Origin of the sequence: Janthinobacterium sp. 67 (genome assembly GCF_002797895.1) — a bacterium.
GTDB lineage: Bacteria > Pseudomonadota > Gammaproteobacteria > Burkholderiales > Burkholderiaceae_D > Janthinobacterium.
This window is the reverse complement of the sequence record NZ_PGES01000001.1, coordinates 5,173,200-5,192,229: the sequence shown is the minus strand read 5'-3', so window position 1 is coordinate 5,192,229 and position 19,030 is coordinate 5,173,200. Positions and strand designations below refer to the sequence as shown.

The window sequence follows — 19,030 nt, the reverse complement described above, 5'->3', positions numbered from 1 at the left end:
TGTTACTTCATGTCCAGGTCGGAATTGCCGAAGCCGTGCGGCAGCAGCCAGCCCGCCGTCACTTCCATGACATCGTTTTTCAGGTTCGTCAGGATCACCGGCAAATCGGCGCCGCCCATCTCGAAGATCACCTGGCGGCAGGCGCCGCACGGCGAGATCGGTTCGGCCGTATCGCCCGTGACGGCCAGCCTGGCGAAGTCGCCCGGCTTGCAGCCATGCGCGATGGCACTGAAAAACGCCGTGCGCTCGGCGCAGTTGCACAGGCCATAGGCGGCGTTTTCCACGTTACAGCCGCGGAAGACGCGGCCATCCTTGCACAGCAGCGCCGCGCCCACTTTAAAGCGCGAGTATGGCGCGTAGGCCAGTTCACGGCCGGCATTGGCTTCGGCGATCAGTTCTTGGTTGTTCATTTGATTTTTCTTTTCAACCCCAGCAGCGAGATGCCGGGGTCGTACCCTGAGGGTACGACCCCAGACTTTGCCTCTGGGTTTAATTTAAGGTCGTATCGTACGATAAATCACGGGATTGGCCGTCAACGCCACGGCGCTGATGGCATACGCTTCCTGGATTTCCCTGACGGCTTGCTGCGCCGCCGCTTCCGTGCGCGCGTGCACCATGGCCAGCGGCTGGCCCACGGCCACTTGCTCGCCCAGGCCCACGAGGTCCGTCAGGCCGACGGCGAAATCGATGCTGTCGGTCGGACGGCGGCGGCCACCGCCCAGGGCCACGACGGCCAGGCCGATGGCGCGGCAATCGCGCACGTTGGCAAAGCCGGCCGACAACGCTGGCGCCGGCACGATGAACGGCGCCTGCTCCAGGTGCTTGTCCGGATTGTCGACGAGGTCGGCCGGGCCGCCCAGTGCCGACACCATGCGCGCAAAGCGCTCGGCCGCCTCGCCCGAATCGAGGGCCGCCATCAATTTCACGCGCGCCTCCTCTTCGGTCGCGGCCAGGCCGCCCAGCACCAGCATCTCGGCGCACAGCGCCAGGGTCACTTCATGCAGGCGCGCGGGACGCGAACGGCCCGTCAGGTAATCCATGGCGCCGCGCACTTCCAGCGCATTGCCCGCGTACGGCGCCAGCGATTCGTTCATGTCCGTCAGAATGGCCGACGTCTGCATGCCCGCGCCATTGCCGACGGCGACGATGCTCTCGGCCAGTTCCACCGACTTGTCGTAGGTCGGCATGAAGGCGCCCGTACCCACTTTCACGTCCATCACCAGCGCGTCCAGCCCCGCCGACAGTTTCTTCGACAGGATGGAGCCGGTGATCATGGCCACCGATTCCACCGTGGCGGTGACGTCGCGGATGCTGTAGAAACGCTTGTCGGCCGGCGCCAGCTGCGCCGTCTGGCCGATGATGGCCACGCCGATATCCTGCACCACCTTGCGGAACAGTTCATTGTCCGGCACGGTGCAGTAACCTGGAATGGCGTCGAACTTGTCGAGGGTGCCGCCCGTGTGGCCCAGGCCGCGGCCCGAGATCATCGGCACGTAGCCGCCGCACGCGGCGACCATGGGGCCCAGCAGCAGGGAGACCACGTCGCCCACGCCGCCCGTCGAATGCTTGTCGACGATGGGGCCCGGCAGGTTCAGCGAGCGCCAGTCCAGCACGTGGCCGGAATCGCGCATGGCCAGCGTGAACGCCACGCGCTCGTCCATGTTCATGTCGTTGAAATAGACGGCCATGCCCAGCGCCGCGATCTGGCCTTCGCTGACGCTGCCGTCAGTGATGCCACGCACGAAAAACTGGATTTCCTCGGCGCTCAATACGCCCTTGTCGCGCTTCTTGCGAATGATTTCCTGAGTTAGAAACATGATAGCTCCCGATGTCCTATTCAAATGCTGATGTCGATCCAGCGGCCTTGTCGGATTACGCCCTGCGGGCTAATCCGACCTACGCAGCTTGCTGGCGAAAGCAATTTGGGGCCGGCGCCCCGGCGCATCGCTGCGCGGAAGAACCGGCCCCACTATCCTGCTTTACAAACTTAGACGCCGTAAGGAATCCACACGTTTTTCACTTGCGACGCATGCGCCAGCACGGCGCGACCGCCGCTTTGGGCGGCGCTGTACCAGTCGCGGCCCTTGGCGCCGCCGACCCAGGTGCGCTTCAGGGTGCCGGCCGACAGGCGCTCGACTTCCGCGCAACCGTCAGCGGATCCGTCATGGCGCCAGACGGCGTCGATGTCGGCGTGCGTGGCCAGGGTGCGCGCCAGTTCATCGGCATTGCCGCTGATGATGTTGACGACGCCGCCCGGCAAGTCGGACGTGTCGAAGACCTGGTACAGGTCCAGCGCGGAGAGCGGGTGCGCTTCCGACGGCACCACCACCACGCGGTTGCCCAGCGCGATGGCAGGGGCCACGAGCGAAATAAAGCCCAGCAACGGCGCTTCGTTCGGGCAGACGATGCCGATCACGCCGACCGCTTCGTTCAGCGCCACGGTGATGCCCTTGGTTGGCGGCTGGTGCGCCAGGCCGTCGTACTTGTCGGCCCAGGCGGCGTAGTAGAACAGGCGTTCGATCGATGCCTGCACTTCCTTCTCGGGATTTTTACTGCCCGTCATGGCGGCGATGCGGGCGGCGAATTCGTCGGCGCGCGCTGCCAGGTTTTCGGCGATGTAGAACAGCACTTGCGCGCGGTTGTGCGCCGTGGCGCTGGTCCAGCCGGACGCTTTGTGGGCCGCTTCGACGGCGTTGCGGATGTCCTTGCGGCTGCCCACGCCCACTTCGGCCAGCAGGGCGCCATTTGCACCAAACACTGGCGCGCTGTAGGCGCTGTCAGGGCGCGCCTGCTTGCCGCCGATGTACATCTTGGCCGTGCGGTCGATGGCGAACGGATCGGCTGGCGCCGGCTTCACATTGGCCTTGGCTTTCGCTTCCACCACCGGCAGGGCCGGACGCGCATCTTCGGCCAGGGCCGTCATGTATTCCAGCATGCCTTCGCGGCCGCCTTCACGGCCAAATCCCGATTCGCGGTAGCCGCCGAAGCCGCAGGCCGCATCGAACTGGTTGGCGCTGTTGATCCATACCACGCCAGCCTTGATGGCGGGCGCAATGTCCAGCGCCAGGCTGATCGACTCGGTCCACACGCTGGCGGCCAGGCCGTACACCGTGTTGTTCGCCAGTTGCACCGCTTCTGGCGGCGTGCGGAAGCTCATGGCCACCAGCACGGGGCCGAAGATTTCTGCCTGCGCCACGGCGGCCGACGTCGACGCGCCCGTGATCAGGGTCGGCGGGAACCACGAACCGTCGGCCGGCAATTCGCACGCCGGTTGCCACACGTCGCAGCCTTCGGCACGGGCCGAATCGACGAGCGCGGCGATGCGCTGGCGCTGTACCGGATCGACCAGCGCGCCCACGTCCATCGATTTGTCCAGCGGCGAGCCCAGACGCAGGTTTTCCATGCGGGCGCGTACCTTGTTCAGGAAGCGCTCCTGGACCGATTCCTGCACCAGCAGGCGCGATCCGGCGCAGCAGACTTGTCCCTGGTTGAACCAGATCGAATCGACCAGGCCTTCCACGGCGCCATCGAGGTCCGCGTCTTCAAAGACGATGAACGGCGACTTGCCGCCCAATTCCAAGGAGAGCTTCTTGCCGCTGCCGGCCGTCGCCTCGCGGATCAAACGGCCCACTTCCGTCGAACCCGTAAAGGCGATCTTGTCGACGCCAGGATGGTTGACGATGGCCGAGCCCACGCGTCCGTCGCCGGTGACGATGTTGACGACGCCGGCCGGCACGCCTGCCTGCACGCACAGTTCGGCGAACAGCATGGCGGTCAGCGACGTGAATTCTGCCGGCTTGAAGACCACCGTGTTACCGGCCGCCAGGGCCGGGGCGATTTTCCACGACAGCATCAGCAGGGGGAAATTCCACGGCACGATCTGGCCTACCACGCCCACGGCGCGGTAGTCGGCGAATTCTTCCGACTGCAACTGCGCCCAGCCGGCGTGATGGTAGAAATGGCGCGCGGCCAGCGGCAGGTCGATATCGCGCGTCTCGCGGATGGTCTTGCCGTTGTCCAGGGTTTCCAGCACGGCGAACAGGCGCGAGTGCTTTTGCAGCAAACGGGCCAGTGCGTACATGACTTTCGCGCGGCCGTGGCCGCCCATGCCTTGCCAGACGGGCAGCGCGCGGCGCGCCGCTTCCACGGCGCGTTCCACGTCGGCGTCGCTCGCTTGCGTCAGTTCGGCCAGCTGCGTGCCGTCGGCAGGATTGGTCGAGGCGAACAGTTCCGCCGGCGCGCTCCAGGCATTGTCGATGAACAAACCGAATGTGCGCTGGTGGCCATCGAGCCACGCCTGCGCTTCTTTTTGACTTTCGGGAGCAGGGCCGTAGTCCATAGTATTGAGAATCTCGTTAATTGTAGTCATGACGAATGTGCTTTAAGGTTGTGCGTGACGATGATTGGCCGAGTAGCTGCCGGTGACGTAGTGCTCGAGCTGGCGCTCGATGTCGGTCAGCAGGCTGGAAGCGCCGATGCGGAACAGGTGCGGCTGCAGCCATTCGTTGCCCAGTTCTTCCTTCATCAGGGTCAGGTATTGCAGCGCGCTCTTGGCCGAGCTGACGCCGCCGGCCGGCTTGAAGCCCACCTTGAAGCCCGTCTGCTCGTGGTATTCGCGGATCGTGCGCACCATCGTCAGGGCCACGGGAATGGTGGCGTTCACGCCCTCTTTACCGGTGGAGGTCTTGATAAAATCGGCGCCTGCCATCATGCAGACCCACGACGCCTTGGCCACGTTTTCCATGGTCAGCAAGTCGCCCGTGGCGAGAATCGCCTTCACGTGCGCTTCGCCGCACGCCTTGCGGTAAGCGAGCATTTCGTCATACAGCACTTGCCAGTTGCCGTTCAGGACGTGCTGGCGCGTGATGACGATATCGATCTCGGAAGCACCTGCGGCGACCGACAGTTCGATCTCGCGCAGCTTCGTTTCCATGCTCGTCAGGCCGGCCGGGAAGCCCGTCGACACGGCGGCGATGGGCAAACGGCCCTGGATGACTTTCACGGCCGGCTGAATCATCTCGTGGTACACGCACACGGCGCCGGTGCTTAAGTCGGTCAGGCCCAACGCTGCCATCAGGTCGGCGCGCAACGGGCGCATGGCCTTCATGCACAGGCGTTCGACTCTGCCCGGCGTATCGTCGCCGCCCAGGGTGGTCAGGTCGATCATCTGGATGGCTTTCACCAGCCAGGCGGCCTGGTATTCCTTTTTCACCGTACGACGATTCGCCAGGCTGGCCGCGCGGCGGTCCGTCGCGGCGCGGTTGACGCGGATCTGGTTGATCCAGCCCAGGTCGAGGCCAACGGCCTCGTTACGCTTGAATTCGGGGTGCATGAGTGTCATAACAAGCTGGTTCCATTAGCAAGTGGTGGTACGCCAAGGTGCTTGGCGAGGGTTTGGCCAATATCGGAGAAGGTCTCGGAAATACCCAGTGCGCGCGGGGCGACGCCGGGACCGAAGAAGATCATCGGAATGTGTTCGCGGGTGTGGTCGGAGCCGTGCCAGGTCGGGTCGCAGCCATGGTCGGCGGTGATCACGACCAGGTCGCCTTCCTTGAGCTTGGTCATGAATTCCGGCAGGCGCGCATCCATTTCGCGCAGCGCGTCGGCATAGCCTTCGACGTTGCGGCGGTGGCCGAACGCCTGGTCGAAATCGACGAAGTTCACGAAGGTGAGCGACTTGTCCTGCACTTCATCGGCCGTCTTCAACAGCGCTTCGAACAGGGCCATGTTGTCGACGCCCTTGACGACGCGCGAGATGCCCTGGGTAGCGAAAATGTCGCTGATCTTGCCCAGGCCGACGACTTCGCCGCCCGCATTCTTGACGTGGTCGAGCAGGGTCGGCGCGGGTGGCGCGACGGCGTAGTCGTGGCGGTTGGACGTGCGCGTGTAGTTGCCGTTGCTGCCCGTGAACGGACGGGCGATGACGCGGCCGATGTTGTACGGCTCGACCAGCTTGAAGGCCATCTCGCACACTTCGTACAGGCGCTCGAGGCCGAACGATTCTTCGTGCGCGGCGATCTGCATCACCGAGTCGCCCGACGTATAGATAATCAGCTTGCCGGTGGCGACGTGCTCGTCGCCATGCTTGTTGATGATGTCCGTGCCCGAGGCGTGGCAGTCGCCGAGGAAGCCCGGCACGCCGGACATGGCCTTGAGCTTGTCGGTCAGGTCGGCGGGGAACGACGGCGTGGTGCGGGGAAAATATCCCCAGTCGAATTCGACGGGCACGCCGGCGATTTCCCAGTGGCCGCTCTGCGTGTCCTTGCCGGTGGAACGCTCGCGCGCCGCGCCGTAGGCGCCGGTGAAACCGTCGCGCTGGTCGAAGCCCGTGGCCCATTCGCCGCTGGCCAGGTGCGCCGCGGCGCCCAGTCCCAGGCGTTCCATGTTCGGGAGTTTCAAGGTCTTGCCGCTTTTGGCGACAGTGCTGGCAATGTGGCCAAAGGTATTGGCACCTGCGTCGCCATACTTGGCGGCGTCTGGCGTCGCGCCAAGGCCGAAGGAATCAAGCAGGAGGATAAATGCGCGTGACATGATAAGGCTCGCTTTATGGAGTGATGCAAAGATGATGCGGACAGTGTAGGCCGGATTTCCCCGGCCTGCCGCGCGGCAGCGCCGGTGGCCGGCGCGCCGCTACTGCGTAAAAAAGTGCTTAGGCTTGCGGTTTGGTGGCCACGGTGGCCAGGAACGCCAGGATCAGCTTGACCAGGTCTTTCGCGCCGATGGCCGCGTACTTCAGGGTTTGCTCGTGCGACAGGGCGAATGGCGACATGCCTTCGGCCAGGTTGGTAATCACCGATACGCCCACCACTTTCAGGTCGCAATGACGGGCCGACACCACTTCCGGCACCACGGACATGCCGACCGTGTCGGCGCCCAGGCGGGCCATCATGCGGATTTCAGCGGCCGTCTCGAAGTTCGGGCCAGGGTAGGCGACGAACACGCCTTCGTGCAGGGTGATGCCGTTCGAAGCAGCCGTTTCCTTGACCAGATTGCGCAGGTCCGCATCGTAGGCGTTGGCCATGCTGAAGAAGCGCGGGCCGAAGCGGTCGTCGTTCGGGCCGACCATCGGCGTGCCTGGCAGCAGGTTGATGTGGTCGCTGATGGCCACCAGGCTGCCGGCGTCCACTTCAGGGCGCAGGGAACCGGCGGCGTTGGTGACGAACAGCATTTCGCAGCCCAGCAGTTTCAGGGTGCGGATGGCGCTCGTCATCACGCCCATGCCATAGCCTTCGTAGAAGTGGCCACGGCCCTTCATGCAGACGACGGCGACACCCGACAGGGTGCCGATCACCAGTTCGCCGGCATGGCCGTGCACGGTGCTGATCGGGAAGCCCGGCAATTCGTCAAAGCTGATGCTGACGGCGTCCGTCATCTGCTCGGCCAACACGCCCAGGCCGGAACCGAGGATCATCGCCACGCGCGGCTTGAAATTTTCAGGAGCGCGGGCACGGATGATTTCGGCGGCGTGGAAAGGGGTGTTGTTCGACATGGTTATCCTCTGATTGACTATTGATGATGGGTTGCTGCCTGCGCGGCAGTGCAAGATGCTGCGGCCCAGGTATCGGGTATGTATGGTGTTACTGGTATATCGAAATGCGTATTGCTTCTATTTGCCGCCACTATGCATCAAACGGAATATGTATGGCAAATACCATTTTTCTTGCCCATTTATACAATTCAAATATAAATGGCCGACATTATAGTCGAGGCAAGCCCAGGCCCGCCATCCCCGGAAAATGCATGCATACAAGCTCCATACGTCGGTTTTTCATGCACACTTGACACGGGCTTGACACTGCAAAGACAAATGTTTACAGTCACAGACAAATGTTTAAACCCCAGCGAAAACCCTGTGACCGATACCAATAAAAAAGACCAGCTGTACACGCTGATCCGCAACAACCCCTTCATCTCGCAGCAAGACCTGGCAAGCGAGCTGGGCTTGTCGCGCTCGGCCGTCGCCGGCCACATCGCCGGGCTCATACGCGAGCGCCGCCTGCTGGGACGCGCCTACGTGCTGCCCGACAGCCGTCCCGTGCTGTGCATAGGCGCCGCCAACCTCGACCGCAAGATGCGCACCCTGGCCACCTTGCAGATGGGCACCTCGAATCCCGTGCGTTCGGAAGAAGTGTTTGGCGGCGTGGGCCGCAACATCGCGGAAAACCTGGCCCGATTGTCGATCCCCGTGGCGCTGCTGACGGCGCTGGGCGACGATGCGGCCGGCCACGCCCTGCAGACGCACGCGGAAGACGCGGGCATCGACATGCGCGGCAGCCTGCATCTGAGCAACACCAGCAGCGGCACCTACACGGCCGTGCTCGACGAACATGGCGAAATGCTGCTGGCGATGGCCAACATGCAACTGTACGAACAGCTGACTCCCGCCTTTCTGCACAGCCGCCAGCCGCAGCGCGCCGCCGCCGCCCTCACCGTCTGCGACCTGAACCTCGGCCACGACAGCGTGCAGGCCCTGCTGGACGATGCGCGCCAGGATGGGGCCCATGCGACGCCGCTCGTCATCGTCGCCGTCTCGCAGCCGAAGATGGCGCATTTGCCGCAAGACCTGACGGGCTTGCATTTGCTGATCCTGAACCGGGGCGAGCTGGAAACGCGCGTGGCGCGGGCCTTGCCCACGGCAGCGGACCTGCGCGCCGCCTGCCGCGAAGTGCAGCGCCAGGGCGCGCGCCAGGTGGTCGTCACCTGCGGCGGCGAAGGCGTGTATTTCACGGATGGCGACAGCCTGGATGCGCCCATCGTCCACCTGGCCGCGCGCGAAGTGGACGCCGTCGACGTGACGGGCGCCGGCGACGCATTTTCCGCCGCCGTCTGCTGGTCGCTGTACCACGACAGCAGCGATCTGAAACTGGCTTGCCGGCGCGGCCTGAAGCTGGCCGCCATGACCCTGGAATCGGCCGCCACCGTTTCCCCACAGATTTCCGCCGGCGCACTCGACGATATCGACGACGCCGACCTGGCGCCGCCTCCCCCTACCCTCTTTCAACAGGACTGACATGACCCAATTACAGAATTTCCTCTTGTTCTCGCAAGAAGTGCTCGACGCGCGCGCGGCCGGCAAGGCCATCGTGGCGCTGGAATCGACCATCATTTCGCACGGCATGCCATATCCGCAAAACGTGGAAATGGCGCGCGAAGTGGAACAGATCATCCGTGACGGCGGCGCCGTACCGGCCACCATCGCCATCATCGGCGGCAAGATCTGCGTGGGCCTGTCGCCCGAACAACTGGAATTGCTGGGCACCTCGCCCGACGCCATGAAGGTCAGCCGCCGCGACTTGCCGTTCGTACTGTCGCAAGGCAAGCTGGGCGCCACCACCGTGGCCGCCACCATGATCTGCGCGGAACTGGCCGGTATTTCCGTGTTCGTCACGGGCGGCATCGGCGGCGTGCACCGCGGCGCGGAAACGAGCTTCGACATTTCCGCCGACTTGCAGGAGCTGGCGCAAACTTCAGTCGCCGTCGTCTGCGCGGGCGTCAAATCCATCCTCGACATCGGCCTGACCCTGGAATACCTGGAAACCCACGGCGTGCCCGTCATCAGCGTGGGCCAGGAAGGTTTCCCCGCCTTCTTCACGCGCGAAAGCGGCTTCAAGGCCGATTTCCGCCTCGATACGGCCGCCGAGCAAGCCGCCTTCATCGGCACCAAATGGCAGCTGGGCTTGAAAGGCGGCGTGGTCGTCAGCAACCCCGTGCCGGCCGCGCAAGCCATGCCGAAGGAAGAGATCGATGCCATCACCGCGCAAGCGCTGCAGGAAGCGGACGCGGGCGGCGTGAAGGGCAAGCAGGTCACGCCATTCCTGCTGTCGCGCATCAAGCAACTGACGGATGGCCGCAGCCTGGCGACGAATATCGCCCTCGTCAAGCACAATGCGCAAGTCGGCACGGCACTGGCCATTGCCATGCAGGCGGTCGTGGCACGATAATAGGACTGCTGCAAAGAAGCGCGCGGCCTTTCGGGGCTGCGCGCCGTTCCCGTTTAGCGTCAGGTAATGCAAGGAAAGCATGTCCATCGATCTGAAACAGTTAAAGTATTTTCTTGCCGTCGCCGAGGAGAAAAGCTTCAGCCGCGCCGCGGAGCGCCTGCATATCTCGCAGCCGCCCCTGAGCCAGCAGATCATGAAACTGGAAAGCGAACTGGGCGTACGCCTGTTTGCGCGCACCACGCGCACCTTCGAGCTGACCGTGGCGGGCAAGGCGCTGATGAACGAGGCGGCCGACCTGCTGGCCAAGATGCGCATGACCATCGACACCATCCGCCAGATCGACCGCGGCGAAGTGGGCCGCTTGCGCGTAGGCATCGTCGGCTCGGCCATGTGGGGCCCCATCCCCAGCCTGCTGGAAGAATTCCAGACCAAATTTCCCCGCGTCACCTGGACCATCCACGAATTCGGTCCCACGGTGCAATACGAAGCCTTGCGCGCCAAGCAGATCGACGTGGGCTTCTGGCGCGAACCCAAGCTCAACGACGACGACCTGCGTCACGATAATCTGCGCCAGGAACTGTGCTTCCGCGAAAACGTCTGCGTGGCCGTCAATGAACACCACCCGCTGGCGAAAAACACGGCCATCGAGCTGATCGACATCGCCCATGAGCCGATGCTGACCCTGAACCTCGACAAATCCGCGTTTCCCCGCTATCTGGTGCAATGCTGCATCAACGCCGGTTTCGAGCCCGTGATCTTCCAGGAAGCGAGCGAGCCGCAAACCCTGCTGGCCATGGTGGGCGCGGGCCTGGGCGTGACCCTGGTGCCGGAAACGACAAGCCGCATCGGCTGGCCCGGCGTCGTGTTTCTGCCGATCAAGACGAATCCGCCCTCGGCCAATCTGTACATCAGCTACACGACGCTGGACGACGCTCCCGTCGTGCGGGCTTTCCTCAATATCATCAATCCCCCATCTAATTGAGGCCAAGCCTCAAGCATTACCAAGCAACGCTAACCCGAAAAGCAGCAAGACCGGGGTCGGCCCCTCAGGGACTCGGCGCCCCCGTCCGACCCCAGCCCTTCGTTTTGGGTTTGCATTCCAATTTATATGGCTATCATATAAATAGCTAAACAAAAACGTATTTGTCATACATATCTGGCATGATGCATAGTGATTCGGACGCCCATCGTGGCGCCGGTTCCGTGCTTGCCCTGCCCGTCCACTGACGGCGCATCCCAGCCCGCTCCGGCAACCGCATTCGATGTTGTACCTATAAAAGAGACGGGGCACGACTGTTGCATGAGCATCACACTGACAACATAAAAGCACACGAGGCTAGCAATGATCTTGTGCGATACAGTGCAATGTTGATAAGGAAGTATCAGCTCGTGCATCAAAAACAGGCTAAATCGGCCCCAAATTATATGTTTCACCTATAAAAAATATACAATATCGATCTTCCAGGAGCCAATTCATGAAACTTACACAATTTAGTTTGACGATCGCAGCCGTATTGTTGACTGCTCAAGCGTCCGCGGCTACCCCAAAACTGGGTGTCGTGTATGACGCGGGCGGCAAGTTCGACAAGTCGTTCAACCAATCCGCTTTCGAAGGCGCATCGCGCTTCAAAAAAGACACGGGCATTTCCTTCATCGAAGTGCAGGCATCGAGCGATACGCAAGCCGAGCAAGTCATGCGCGGCCTGGCCCGCAAGAAACTCGACATGATCGCCGCCATCGGCTTTGCGCAAACGCAAGCCGTGCAAAAGGTCGCCAAGGAATTCCCGAACGTGAAATTCGTGCTGATCGACGGCCAGGCCGCCGGCAGCAACGTCAATTCCGTCGTCTTCAAGGAAGAAGAAGGCTCCTACCTGGTGGGCGTGGCGGCGGCCATGGCCAGCAAGAGCAAGAAGGTCGGCTTCATCGGCGGCATCGATATTCCCCTGATCCGCAACTTCGCCTGCGGCTACGCGCAAGGCGCGAAGGCCGTCAATCCGAAAACGGAAATCACGCAAAACATGGTCGGCACCACGTCCGGCGCCTGGAATGACCCGGCCAAGGGCGGCGAACTGGCCCGCTCGCAATTCGAGCGCGGCGTCGATGTCGTCTTCGCCGTCGCTGGCGGCAGCGGCATGGGTACCCTGCAGATGGCCAAGGAAAAAGGCAAGTTGGCCATTGGCGTCGATTCGAACCAGAACCATTTGTATCCAGGCAGCATCCTGACCTCGATGGTCAAGCGCGTCGACAACACGGTCTATGACAGCTTCATGCAAGTCAAGAACGGCACCTGGAAGGGCGGCGTCAGCTATAAAGGCTTGAAAGAAGGCGGCGTGGATTGGGCTCTCGATGAGAACAACCGCAAGCTGATTACGCCGGAAATCGAAAAGCGCGTGTTGGGTGCGCGTAAGGACATTATCGATGGCAAGATCAAAGTGATCGATTACCGCGTCGGCAGCAGCTGCCCGGTTTAATTTTTCTCCGTATCTTTTAGCGCGCCGCCGGGGCCAGTCTCCGCGCGGCGCGTTTCCATGAAACTATCCAGTTATGAACCTATGCAGCCAGCAGTAGAATTTCGCAGCATTTCCAAGCATTTTGGACATGTGAAGGCGAACGCCGACGTCAGTTTCTCCATCGCCAAGGGCAGTATCCATGGCCTGGTGGGGGAAAATGGCGCCGGCAAATCGACCTTGATGAGCATCCTGTACGGGTACTACCGTGCCGACGGCGGAGAAATCCTGCTCGACGGAAAAGTACAGCCTATCCGCAACAGCCAGGAGGCGATCAACCTCGGCATCGGCATGGTGCACCAGCACTTCATGCTGGTCGAGAACTTCACCGTTCTGGACAATATCATGCTGGGCACGGAAGGCGGTTTTCGCCTGGCCAGCCACCGCACGGAAGCGGAAGCGAAATTGCGCGAGATTTGCGCGCGCTACCGCCTCGACGTCGACCCGCTGGCGAAGATCGAAGACTTGTCCGTGGGCGCGCAGCAGCGCGTGGAAATCCTCAAGCAGATTTACCGCAGCGCCAATATCCTGATCCTCGATGAGCCGACGGCCGTGCTGACGGCCCAGGAAACGGCCTCGCTGTTTGAAATCCTGCGCCTGTTCAAGGAGCAGGGCAAGACCATCATCCTTATCACGCACAAGCTGCAAGAGATCCTGGAAATCACCGACAACGTCACCGTCATGCGCGGCGGCACGGTGGTGGGCGCCGTGGCGACCGCCGGCACCTCGAAAGAGGAACTGGCCAACATGATGGTCGGCCGCCCCATCCAGAGCCACTTGCCCCGTGCACCGTACAATCCGGGCGCCACGGTGCTGGAAGTGGACGGCTTGCAATTGGCCGACGATCAGCAAGTCAAATTGCTGGCCGACATAGGTTTCAACTTGCGCGCCGGCGAAATCGTCGCCATCGCGGGCGTGTCGGGCAATGGCCAGAGCGAGCTGCTGGAAATTCTGTCCGGCATGCGCTTGCCGACGTCGGGCAAGCTGCGTTTTCTCGACAAGGACTTGCCGTTTGCCAAGCGCCACGATGCCGACGGCTTGCCGCTGGCCTTCCGCGACCTGGGCATCGCCCACATTCCGGAAGACCGCTTGCGCGACGGCGTGGTAAAGAATTTCTCCGTCATGCAAAACACCATCCTCGGTTACCAGGACCACCTGAAAAACCGCTGGGGCCTGTTCAACTTCAAGGCCATCGGCGCGCGCTGCGCGGAACTGCTGAAGACGTTCGACGTGCGTCCGGCCAATCCGGACCTGCGCATCGGCTTGCTGTCGGGCGGTAACCAGCAAAAAGTGGTGATCGCGCGTGAAGTGCTGGCCAAGCCGAAACTGATGCTGGTGGGCCAGCCCACGCGCGGCGTCGACATCGGCACCATCGAAAGCATCCACACGCAATTGCTGGCCCTGCGCGACGCGGGCGTGGCGATCCTGCTGGTGTCCGTCGAACTGGAAGAAGTGCGGGCGCTGGCCGACCGCATCCTCGTCATGTGCGGCGGACGCATCACCGGCGAACTGAAAATTGAAGAATTCGATACCACCCGCATCGGTCTGTTGATGGGGGGAATGCATAAATCATGAATAACGACTTGCCACGCTGGGCGACAGCCTTTGTCATGCCCATGTTAAACCTGCTGTCGGCCTTGCTGGTCGCCGCCCTGGTGATCTATATGCTGGGCGAAGACCCGGCCGAATCGCTGTCCATCCTCGTCCACAGCGCCATCCTCAATCCGGAAGGCTTGAGCTACACCCTGTTCTACGCCAGCACCTTCATTTTCACGGGCCTGTCCGTGTCCGTGGCGATGCAGGCCGGGCTGTTCAATATAGGTTCCGAAGGCCAGATGTATATCGGCGGCCTGGGCTTGACGGTGGCCATGCTGGCCTTCGACCAGACCCTGCCCGCCTGGTTATTGATACCGGCGGCCATGATCGGTGCGGCCCTGTTCGGCGCGCTGTGGGGCTTTTTGCCCGGCTACCTGCAAGCCAAGCGCGGCAGCCACATCGTGGTGACCACCATCATGTTCAACTTCATCGCCGCCAGCCTGATGAACTTCATCATCGTGAAGTATCTGATTCCGCCGGGCGAACAGAACACGGCCAGCCGCGTGTTTGCGGAAAGCGGCGAAATGCCGCGCTTAAGTACCTGGTTCCAGTCCTTGGGCGACACGCCGCTGAACATCAGTTTTATTTTGGCGATCGCCGCGCTGGTCATCTACGGCGTGATGGTCTGGCGCTCGTCGTGGGGCTTCAAGCTGCGCGCCACGGGCTTGAACAAGCACGCGGCCCACTATGCGGGCGTGTCGATCAGCAAGATGATCATCATCGTCATGCTGATCTCGGGCGCACTGGCGGGCCTCGGTTCCGTCAATTCCATCATGGGTTCGACGCATTATCTGTCGCTCAATTTCGTTGGCGGCGCCGGTTTCATCGGCATCGCCATCGCCCTGATGGGCCGCCAGCATCCGGTCGGCATCTTCCTGTCGGCCGTGCTGTTCGGCGCGCTGATACAAGGCGGTTTCGACCTGTCGCTGGAAAAACCGAATATCCCGACGGAAACCTTCATTTTCATCCAGGGCTTGATCATCCTGTTCTGCGGCGCCATGGAAAACTTCTACGCACCGGCCATTTCCGCCCTGCTCAAGCGCACCAAAGGCTAACACCATGACACTCGACGACTTTCAATTCGCCAGCATCCTGGTATCGACCGTGCGCAACGCGCCCGTCCTGATCTTTGCCGCCATGGCCGGCCTGTTCGCCGAACGCAGCGGCATGATCGACATCGGCCTGGAAGGCAAGATCCTGGCCAGCGCGTTCGCTTCCGCCGCCGTGGCCTACACGACGCAAAACCCGTATTACGGCATGGCTGCCGGCATGCTGGTGTGCGTCGCCCTGGCCCTGCTGCAGGCCTACGTCAGCATCACGCAAAAGGGCAATCAGCTGGTGGCCGGCATGGCGATCAACATCGCCATGAGCGGACTGACGTTCGTGCTGGCGCAGTTCTTCTTCCAGCAAGGCGGCCGCACGCCCGACCTCGGTTCGGCGCGTCTGTTCGACGTCGTCTTGCCGGGCACGCAATACGTGGAGCACATCCCCTTCATCGGCTGGGTGTATGCCCACCTGATCGGTGGCCATTCCATCCTCGTCTACGTGGCCTTCCTGCTGATTCCGCTCGTGCACTGGCTGCTGTACGACACGCGTTTCGGCCTGCGCCTGCGCGCCTGCGGCGAAAACCCCCATGCGGCCGACTCGGCCGGCGTGAGCGTGGAAGCGACGCGCTACCTGGCCATGCTGGTGGCCGGCATTTTGTGCTCGTTCTCTGGCGCCTACCTGGCCATCGTGCAAAGCGGCTTCTTCCTGCGCGACATGTCGGCCGGCGCCGGCTACCTGGCCTTGACGGCCATGGTGTTCGGTAACTGGCGTCCCGTCTACACCTTCCTCGGCTGCCTGATGTTCGGCTTCTTCGCCGCCATCCAGATCCAGATCGAAGGCGTGGACTTGCCGGTCGTGGGCCGTATCCCCGGCTCGCTGATCCAGATGGTGCCGTACGTCGTCACGGTGATCGTGCTGGCGGGCTTGATGGCGAAATCCATCGCGCCAAAAGCAATTGGTATCCCCTTCGTCAAATCGCGCTAAGTTTCAGCCTGCGCCAACTAAAAGCGAAGCCTGCGGGCTTCGCTTTTTTTATGCCTGTGCAATCTCGTCCAGCGAGAAAAACACAGCCAGGCCCAAGCCACGCGCCACCGCCACCATCTGGTCGGCGCCCTCGGATGCGCCGCCGAGGCGCAGCACGGCATCGCAATGGCCCAATAAACGCGTCGCATGCGCGTGGAACAGCTGCTCATACACGGCGTCACCCACTTGGGTGGAACCGGCCAGCGCCAGCATGGGCAAGGCCAGCCATTCACCGAGCACGGGCATGTGGCCCTTGGCATACAAGGGCAGGCAGACGGCTTCCATGGCTGCCACATTCGCCGCCATCAGGGCGGGATCGTCGCCCGTGCCCGAACGGTAGGGGCCGGCAACGAGGATCTGCATGCCCCGCTTCACCGGCATCAGTTGCAGCTGCGCATGCTGCAGCAGCATGATGGTCTTGCCGTCGCAGATGCGCCCGTCCGCCACCATTTGTAGCGCCTGCGCCAGGGGCAGTTCCAGCACTTCGATATCCTCGCCTTCGTGCGCCAGGCCGCCGCCATCACCGATACGGCTGGCCGGGTCGTATTCGGCGACAAAGAAATGCAAACGCTCCGTCACGGAGCCGGGACTCATGAAAGCCTGGAATATCTTCTGCACCTGCCCCACCCGGTAACCGGTTTCCTCTTCCACCTCGGCGCGGATGCGCTGCTCCGCGCTGGCCTCTTCCAGCAATCCGGCCGCTGATTCGATCAGGAAACCATCGTGGCCTTCGCGGTAGGTGGGAAAGCGGAACTGGCGGATCAGGATCACCGTGCGTTTGACTTTGTTGTAGAGCAGGATGGTGGCCCCATCGCCACGGTCATAGGTTTCCCGCGTCTGCGTCTGCCACTGGCCATCGCGGCGCAGATAGTCGAACGTCGTTTTTTGCAGCAGATACCAGTCGTGCGACAGGGTTTGCACGCCCTGGATGCGGACCCGTTGCTGCTTGCTATTTTCTTCGCGCATAGTGTCTCCTTGTGCTTGCACGGATCGACTTTATCATGCAAACTCGTGCAATATCAAGAAAATACAAGAAAAATCATGCTTACACATCAACGCAAACAATACCTGCTGGACTTGCTCCAGCGCGAAGGACAGCTCGTCGCCAAGGCAGTCAGCGATAGCCTGGGCTTGTCGGAAGACACGATACGGCGCGACCTGCGCGAACTGGCGAAAGAAGGCTTATTGGAGCGCGTGCACGGCGGCGCCCTGCCCTTGTTGCCAAGTTCGCCCGCGCTGGCGCCGTTTGCGGCCCGCGAACAGATTTCGCCGGAAGCCAAGCCTGCCATCGGCCGCGCGGCGGGCGCCATGATACAAACGGGGCAAGTGGTGTTCCTCGACGGCGGCACGACCGCCGTGCAACTGGCGCGCCAGCTGCCGCGCGACTTGCGCGCCACCATCGTCACGCACAGCCCGTCGGTTGCCGTCGAACTGGTGAATCATCCTGGCATCGAAGTGCTGATGCTGGGCGGGCGTTTGTACAAGCACTCGATTGTCGGCCTCGGCGCGGCCACCGTGGAAGCGATCGGCCGCATCCGCGCCGACCTGTATTTCATGGGCGTGTCCAGCCTGCATCCGCAAGCGGGCATCACCACGGGGGATTATGAAGAAGCGTGCGTGAAGCGCGCCCTGAGCGACGCGTCGGCCCGCACCGTCGTGCTAGCGTCGCCGGAAAAGTTCAATACGGCTTCGCCGTTTCAAATCGTGCCCTTGAGCCAGGTCAACGATATCATCGTGCATCGCGACGTGGATGACACCCTGGTCGCGCCCTACCGCGAAATCGGAATTGCCGTCACCCTGGCATGAAAAAAGCGGCCCGCAGGCCGCTTTCGAATGACGTCTTTATTGCGGCCAGATCGCCTGCAGCACGGCTGCCAGGTGATAACCCGCCTCGGTCAGTTGCCGCTTCGCCAGCGCCGAGCTGGGCACGGGATAATTGTCGGGCACGTTCAAATTCCACACGTTGTAGACCTCGCCCTTGCGGCTGGTCTGCTGCGTGGCCGGGCCGGCCACCACATCCGCGAAAGCAATCTTTGACGCCGCCAGCGCGGCATCGGCCCATTGATACGGCCAGGTGGCGGGATCGCCGCTATTGCTGCTCACTTGTGGCGCGCTGGCGATCACGGTGCGCGCGAACTGCTGCGGCGTGCGCGTGCTCAGGCGGCGCATGGCGTAATCGACCACGGTCGTATCCCAGTACGAATGCAGGGGCTTGGTGGGCGACTTCGGATAGCTGCTTGCCGGCTTGGCCGCACCATCCTCGGCCGGCAGCGGCGCGGGGATCACGGCATCGGACAGCGCCGTCATCTTCGCATCGTCGAGCAGCAAATCGTTGCCGCCGCGTGCATTGAAGATGGCGACGTCATCGATCTGCGCCTGCGTGGCGGGCGCGAAAAACTGGCCATCCTTGCCAACGAAAGCATTGCCCACGTGCAGCGGCTGGTGGATATCGCCCACCAGGTGCGTGATCAGGATCAGCGCTTCGCGCTGGCTGAAGCCGTGCGGATTGCTGCCCGCATCAGCCTTGCCCTGCAACACGAGGATCGCCTGCTTCAAGGTTTGCACGATATCGTCGTCGGCCGTGCCCACGCCATGATCGTGGTAATGCTCATTCTGGAACGGCACATTCGTGTAGTGGTATTCGCCATGCTTCGGGTTCGCCGCCACATAGCTCAGCATTTCCGGCGATTGCGGACCGCAATACGTGCCCTTCACGCAATCGGGCCAGTTGGCGATCTTTTCCAGGCTTTCGCCCGGCAGCAGCAAGGCCGTCACCTTTGCCTGCGCCGCGCTGCCCTTGAGCAATTGATCCGCGATGGCACCTACGGCCCGGTGGCCATCGTTGCCCCAGGCCAGCACATTGCCGGAGGCAAAAGCGGCGCCCAGCGCCAGCACGCCCAACAGTTTTTGCATGTT

General features: G+C 62.4%; 15 protein-coding genes and 1 pseudogene. 8 read left to right on the top strand and 8 right to left on the bottom strand.

Going from position 1 to position 19,030, the window contains the following annotated elements; all coding sequences use genetic code 11:
- Positions 1-2 precede the first annotated feature (2 nt).
- From CLU90_RS23325 to xapA, 6 genes are all read right to left on the bottom strand, one after another.
- On the bottom strand, positions 3-410 hold the full coding sequence (locus tag CLU90_RS23325) for a cytidine deaminase (protein ID WP_034785574.1): 408 nt from the start codon (positions 408-410) through the stop codon (positions 3-5).
- 84 nt (positions 411-494) lie between these two features.
- Positions 495-1,817: a thymidine phosphorylase gene (gene deoA, locus CLU90_RS23320; RefSeq protein WP_092715826.1), complete on the bottom strand. Its 1,323-nt coding sequence runs from the start codon at positions 1,815-1,817 to the stop codon at positions 495-497.
- Positions 1,818-1,987: 170 nt separating this feature from the next.
- Positions 1,988-4,369, bottom strand: coding sequence for an aldehyde dehydrogenase family protein (locus CLU90_RS23315; RefSeq protein ID WP_442906707.1), 2,382 nt, complete (start codon positions 4,367-4,369; stop codon positions 1,988-1,990).
- 12 nt (positions 4,370-4,381) lie between these two features.
- Positions 4,382-5,341, bottom strand: coding sequence for a deoxyribose-phosphate aldolase (deoC, locus tag CLU90_RS23310; RefSeq protein WP_092715822.1), 960 nt, complete (start codon positions 5,339-5,341; stop codon positions 4,382-4,384).
- Positions 5,338-6,531: a phosphopentomutase gene (locus tag CLU90_RS23305; RefSeq protein WP_100429020.1), complete on the bottom strand. Its 1,194-nt coding sequence runs from the start codon at positions 6,529-6,531 to the stop codon at positions 5,338-5,340. The genes deoC and CLU90_RS23305 overlap by 4 nt, the downstream gene beginning before the upstream one ends.
- A 118-nt stretch (positions 6,532-6,649) precedes the next feature.
- Positions 6,650-7,489 (bottom strand): xanthosine phosphorylase, encoded by an 840-nt coding sequence (xapA, locus tag CLU90_RS23300; protein ID WP_046685483.1) that lies wholly within the window; start codon positions 7,487-7,489, stop codon positions 6,650-6,652.
- A 363-nt stretch (positions 7,490-7,852) separates the two neighbouring features.
- Between xapA and CLU90_RS23295 the strand changes: the two genes are divergently transcribed.
- From CLU90_RS23295 to CLU90_RS23265, 7 genes are all read left to right on the top strand, one after another.
- On the top strand, positions 7,853-9,010 hold the full coding sequence (locus CLU90_RS23295) for a carbohydrate kinase (RefSeq protein WP_100429019.1): 1,158 nt from the start codon (positions 7,853-7,855) through the stop codon (positions 9,008-9,010).
- Position 9,011: 1 nt separating this feature from the next.
- Positions 9,012-9,941, top strand: coding sequence for a pseudouridine-5'-phosphate glycosidase (locus CLU90_RS23290; RefSeq protein ID WP_092715816.1), 930 nt, complete (start codon positions 9,012-9,014; stop codon positions 9,939-9,941).
- Between the two features lie 79 nt (positions 9,942-10,020).
- Positions 10,021-10,923: a LysR family transcriptional regulator gene (locus CLU90_RS23285; RefSeq protein WP_092715813.1), complete on the top strand. Its 903-nt coding sequence runs from the start codon at positions 10,021-10,023 to the stop codon at positions 10,921-10,923.
- 493 nt (positions 10,924-11,416) lie between these two features.
- Positions 11,417-12,412: a BMP family lipoprotein gene (locus CLU90_RS23280; RefSeq protein WP_092715811.1), complete on the top strand. Its 996-nt coding sequence runs from the start codon at positions 11,417-11,419 to the stop codon at positions 12,410-12,412.
- A gap of 81 nt (positions 12,413-12,493) precedes the next feature.
- A complete protein-coding gene (locus CLU90_RS23275) occupies positions 12,494-14,023 on the top strand; it encodes an ABC transporter ATP-binding protein (RefSeq protein WP_034754520.1) in 1,530 nt (509 codons plus the stop codon).
- On the top strand, positions 14,020-15,099 hold the full coding sequence (locus CLU90_RS23270) for an ABC transporter permease (RefSeq protein WP_100429018.1): 1,080 nt from the start codon (positions 14,020-14,022) through the stop codon (positions 15,097-15,099). The genes CLU90_RS23275 and CLU90_RS23270 overlap by 4 nt, the downstream gene beginning before the upstream one ends.
- A 4-nt stretch (positions 15,100-15,103) precedes the next feature.
- Positions 15,104-16,075 carry an ABC transporter permease gene (locus CLU90_RS23265; protein WP_100429017.1) on the top strand — a complete coding sequence of 324 codons (972 nt, stop codon included), beginning with the start codon at positions 15,104-15,106 and terminating at the stop codon, positions 16,073-16,075.
- Between the two features lie 420 nt (positions 16,076-16,495).
- Here the strand turns inward: CLU90_RS23265 and CLU90_RS29960 are convergent.
- A pseudogene (locus CLU90_RS29960) lies at positions 16,496-17,080 on the bottom strand (NUDIX domain-containing protein); the annotation flags it as partial.
- Between the two features lie 75 nt (positions 17,081-17,155).
- Between CLU90_RS29960 and CLU90_RS23255 the strand changes: the two are divergent.
- Positions 17,156-17,920 carry a DeoR/GlpR family DNA-binding transcription regulator gene (locus tag CLU90_RS23255; RefSeq protein ID WP_092715807.1) on the top strand — a complete coding sequence of 255 codons (765 nt, stop codon included), beginning with the start codon at positions 17,156-17,158 and terminating at the stop codon, positions 17,918-17,920.
- Positions 17,921-17,956: 36 nt separating this feature from the next.
- Here the strand turns inward: CLU90_RS23255 and CLU90_RS23250 are convergent, their stop codons facing one another.
- On the bottom strand, positions 17,957-19,027 hold the full coding sequence (locus CLU90_RS23250; RefSeq protein WP_092716187.1) for a S1/P1 nuclease: 1,071 nt from the start codon (positions 19,025-19,027) through the stop codon (positions 17,957-17,959).
- Positions 19,028-19,030: the final 3 nt, after the last annotated feature.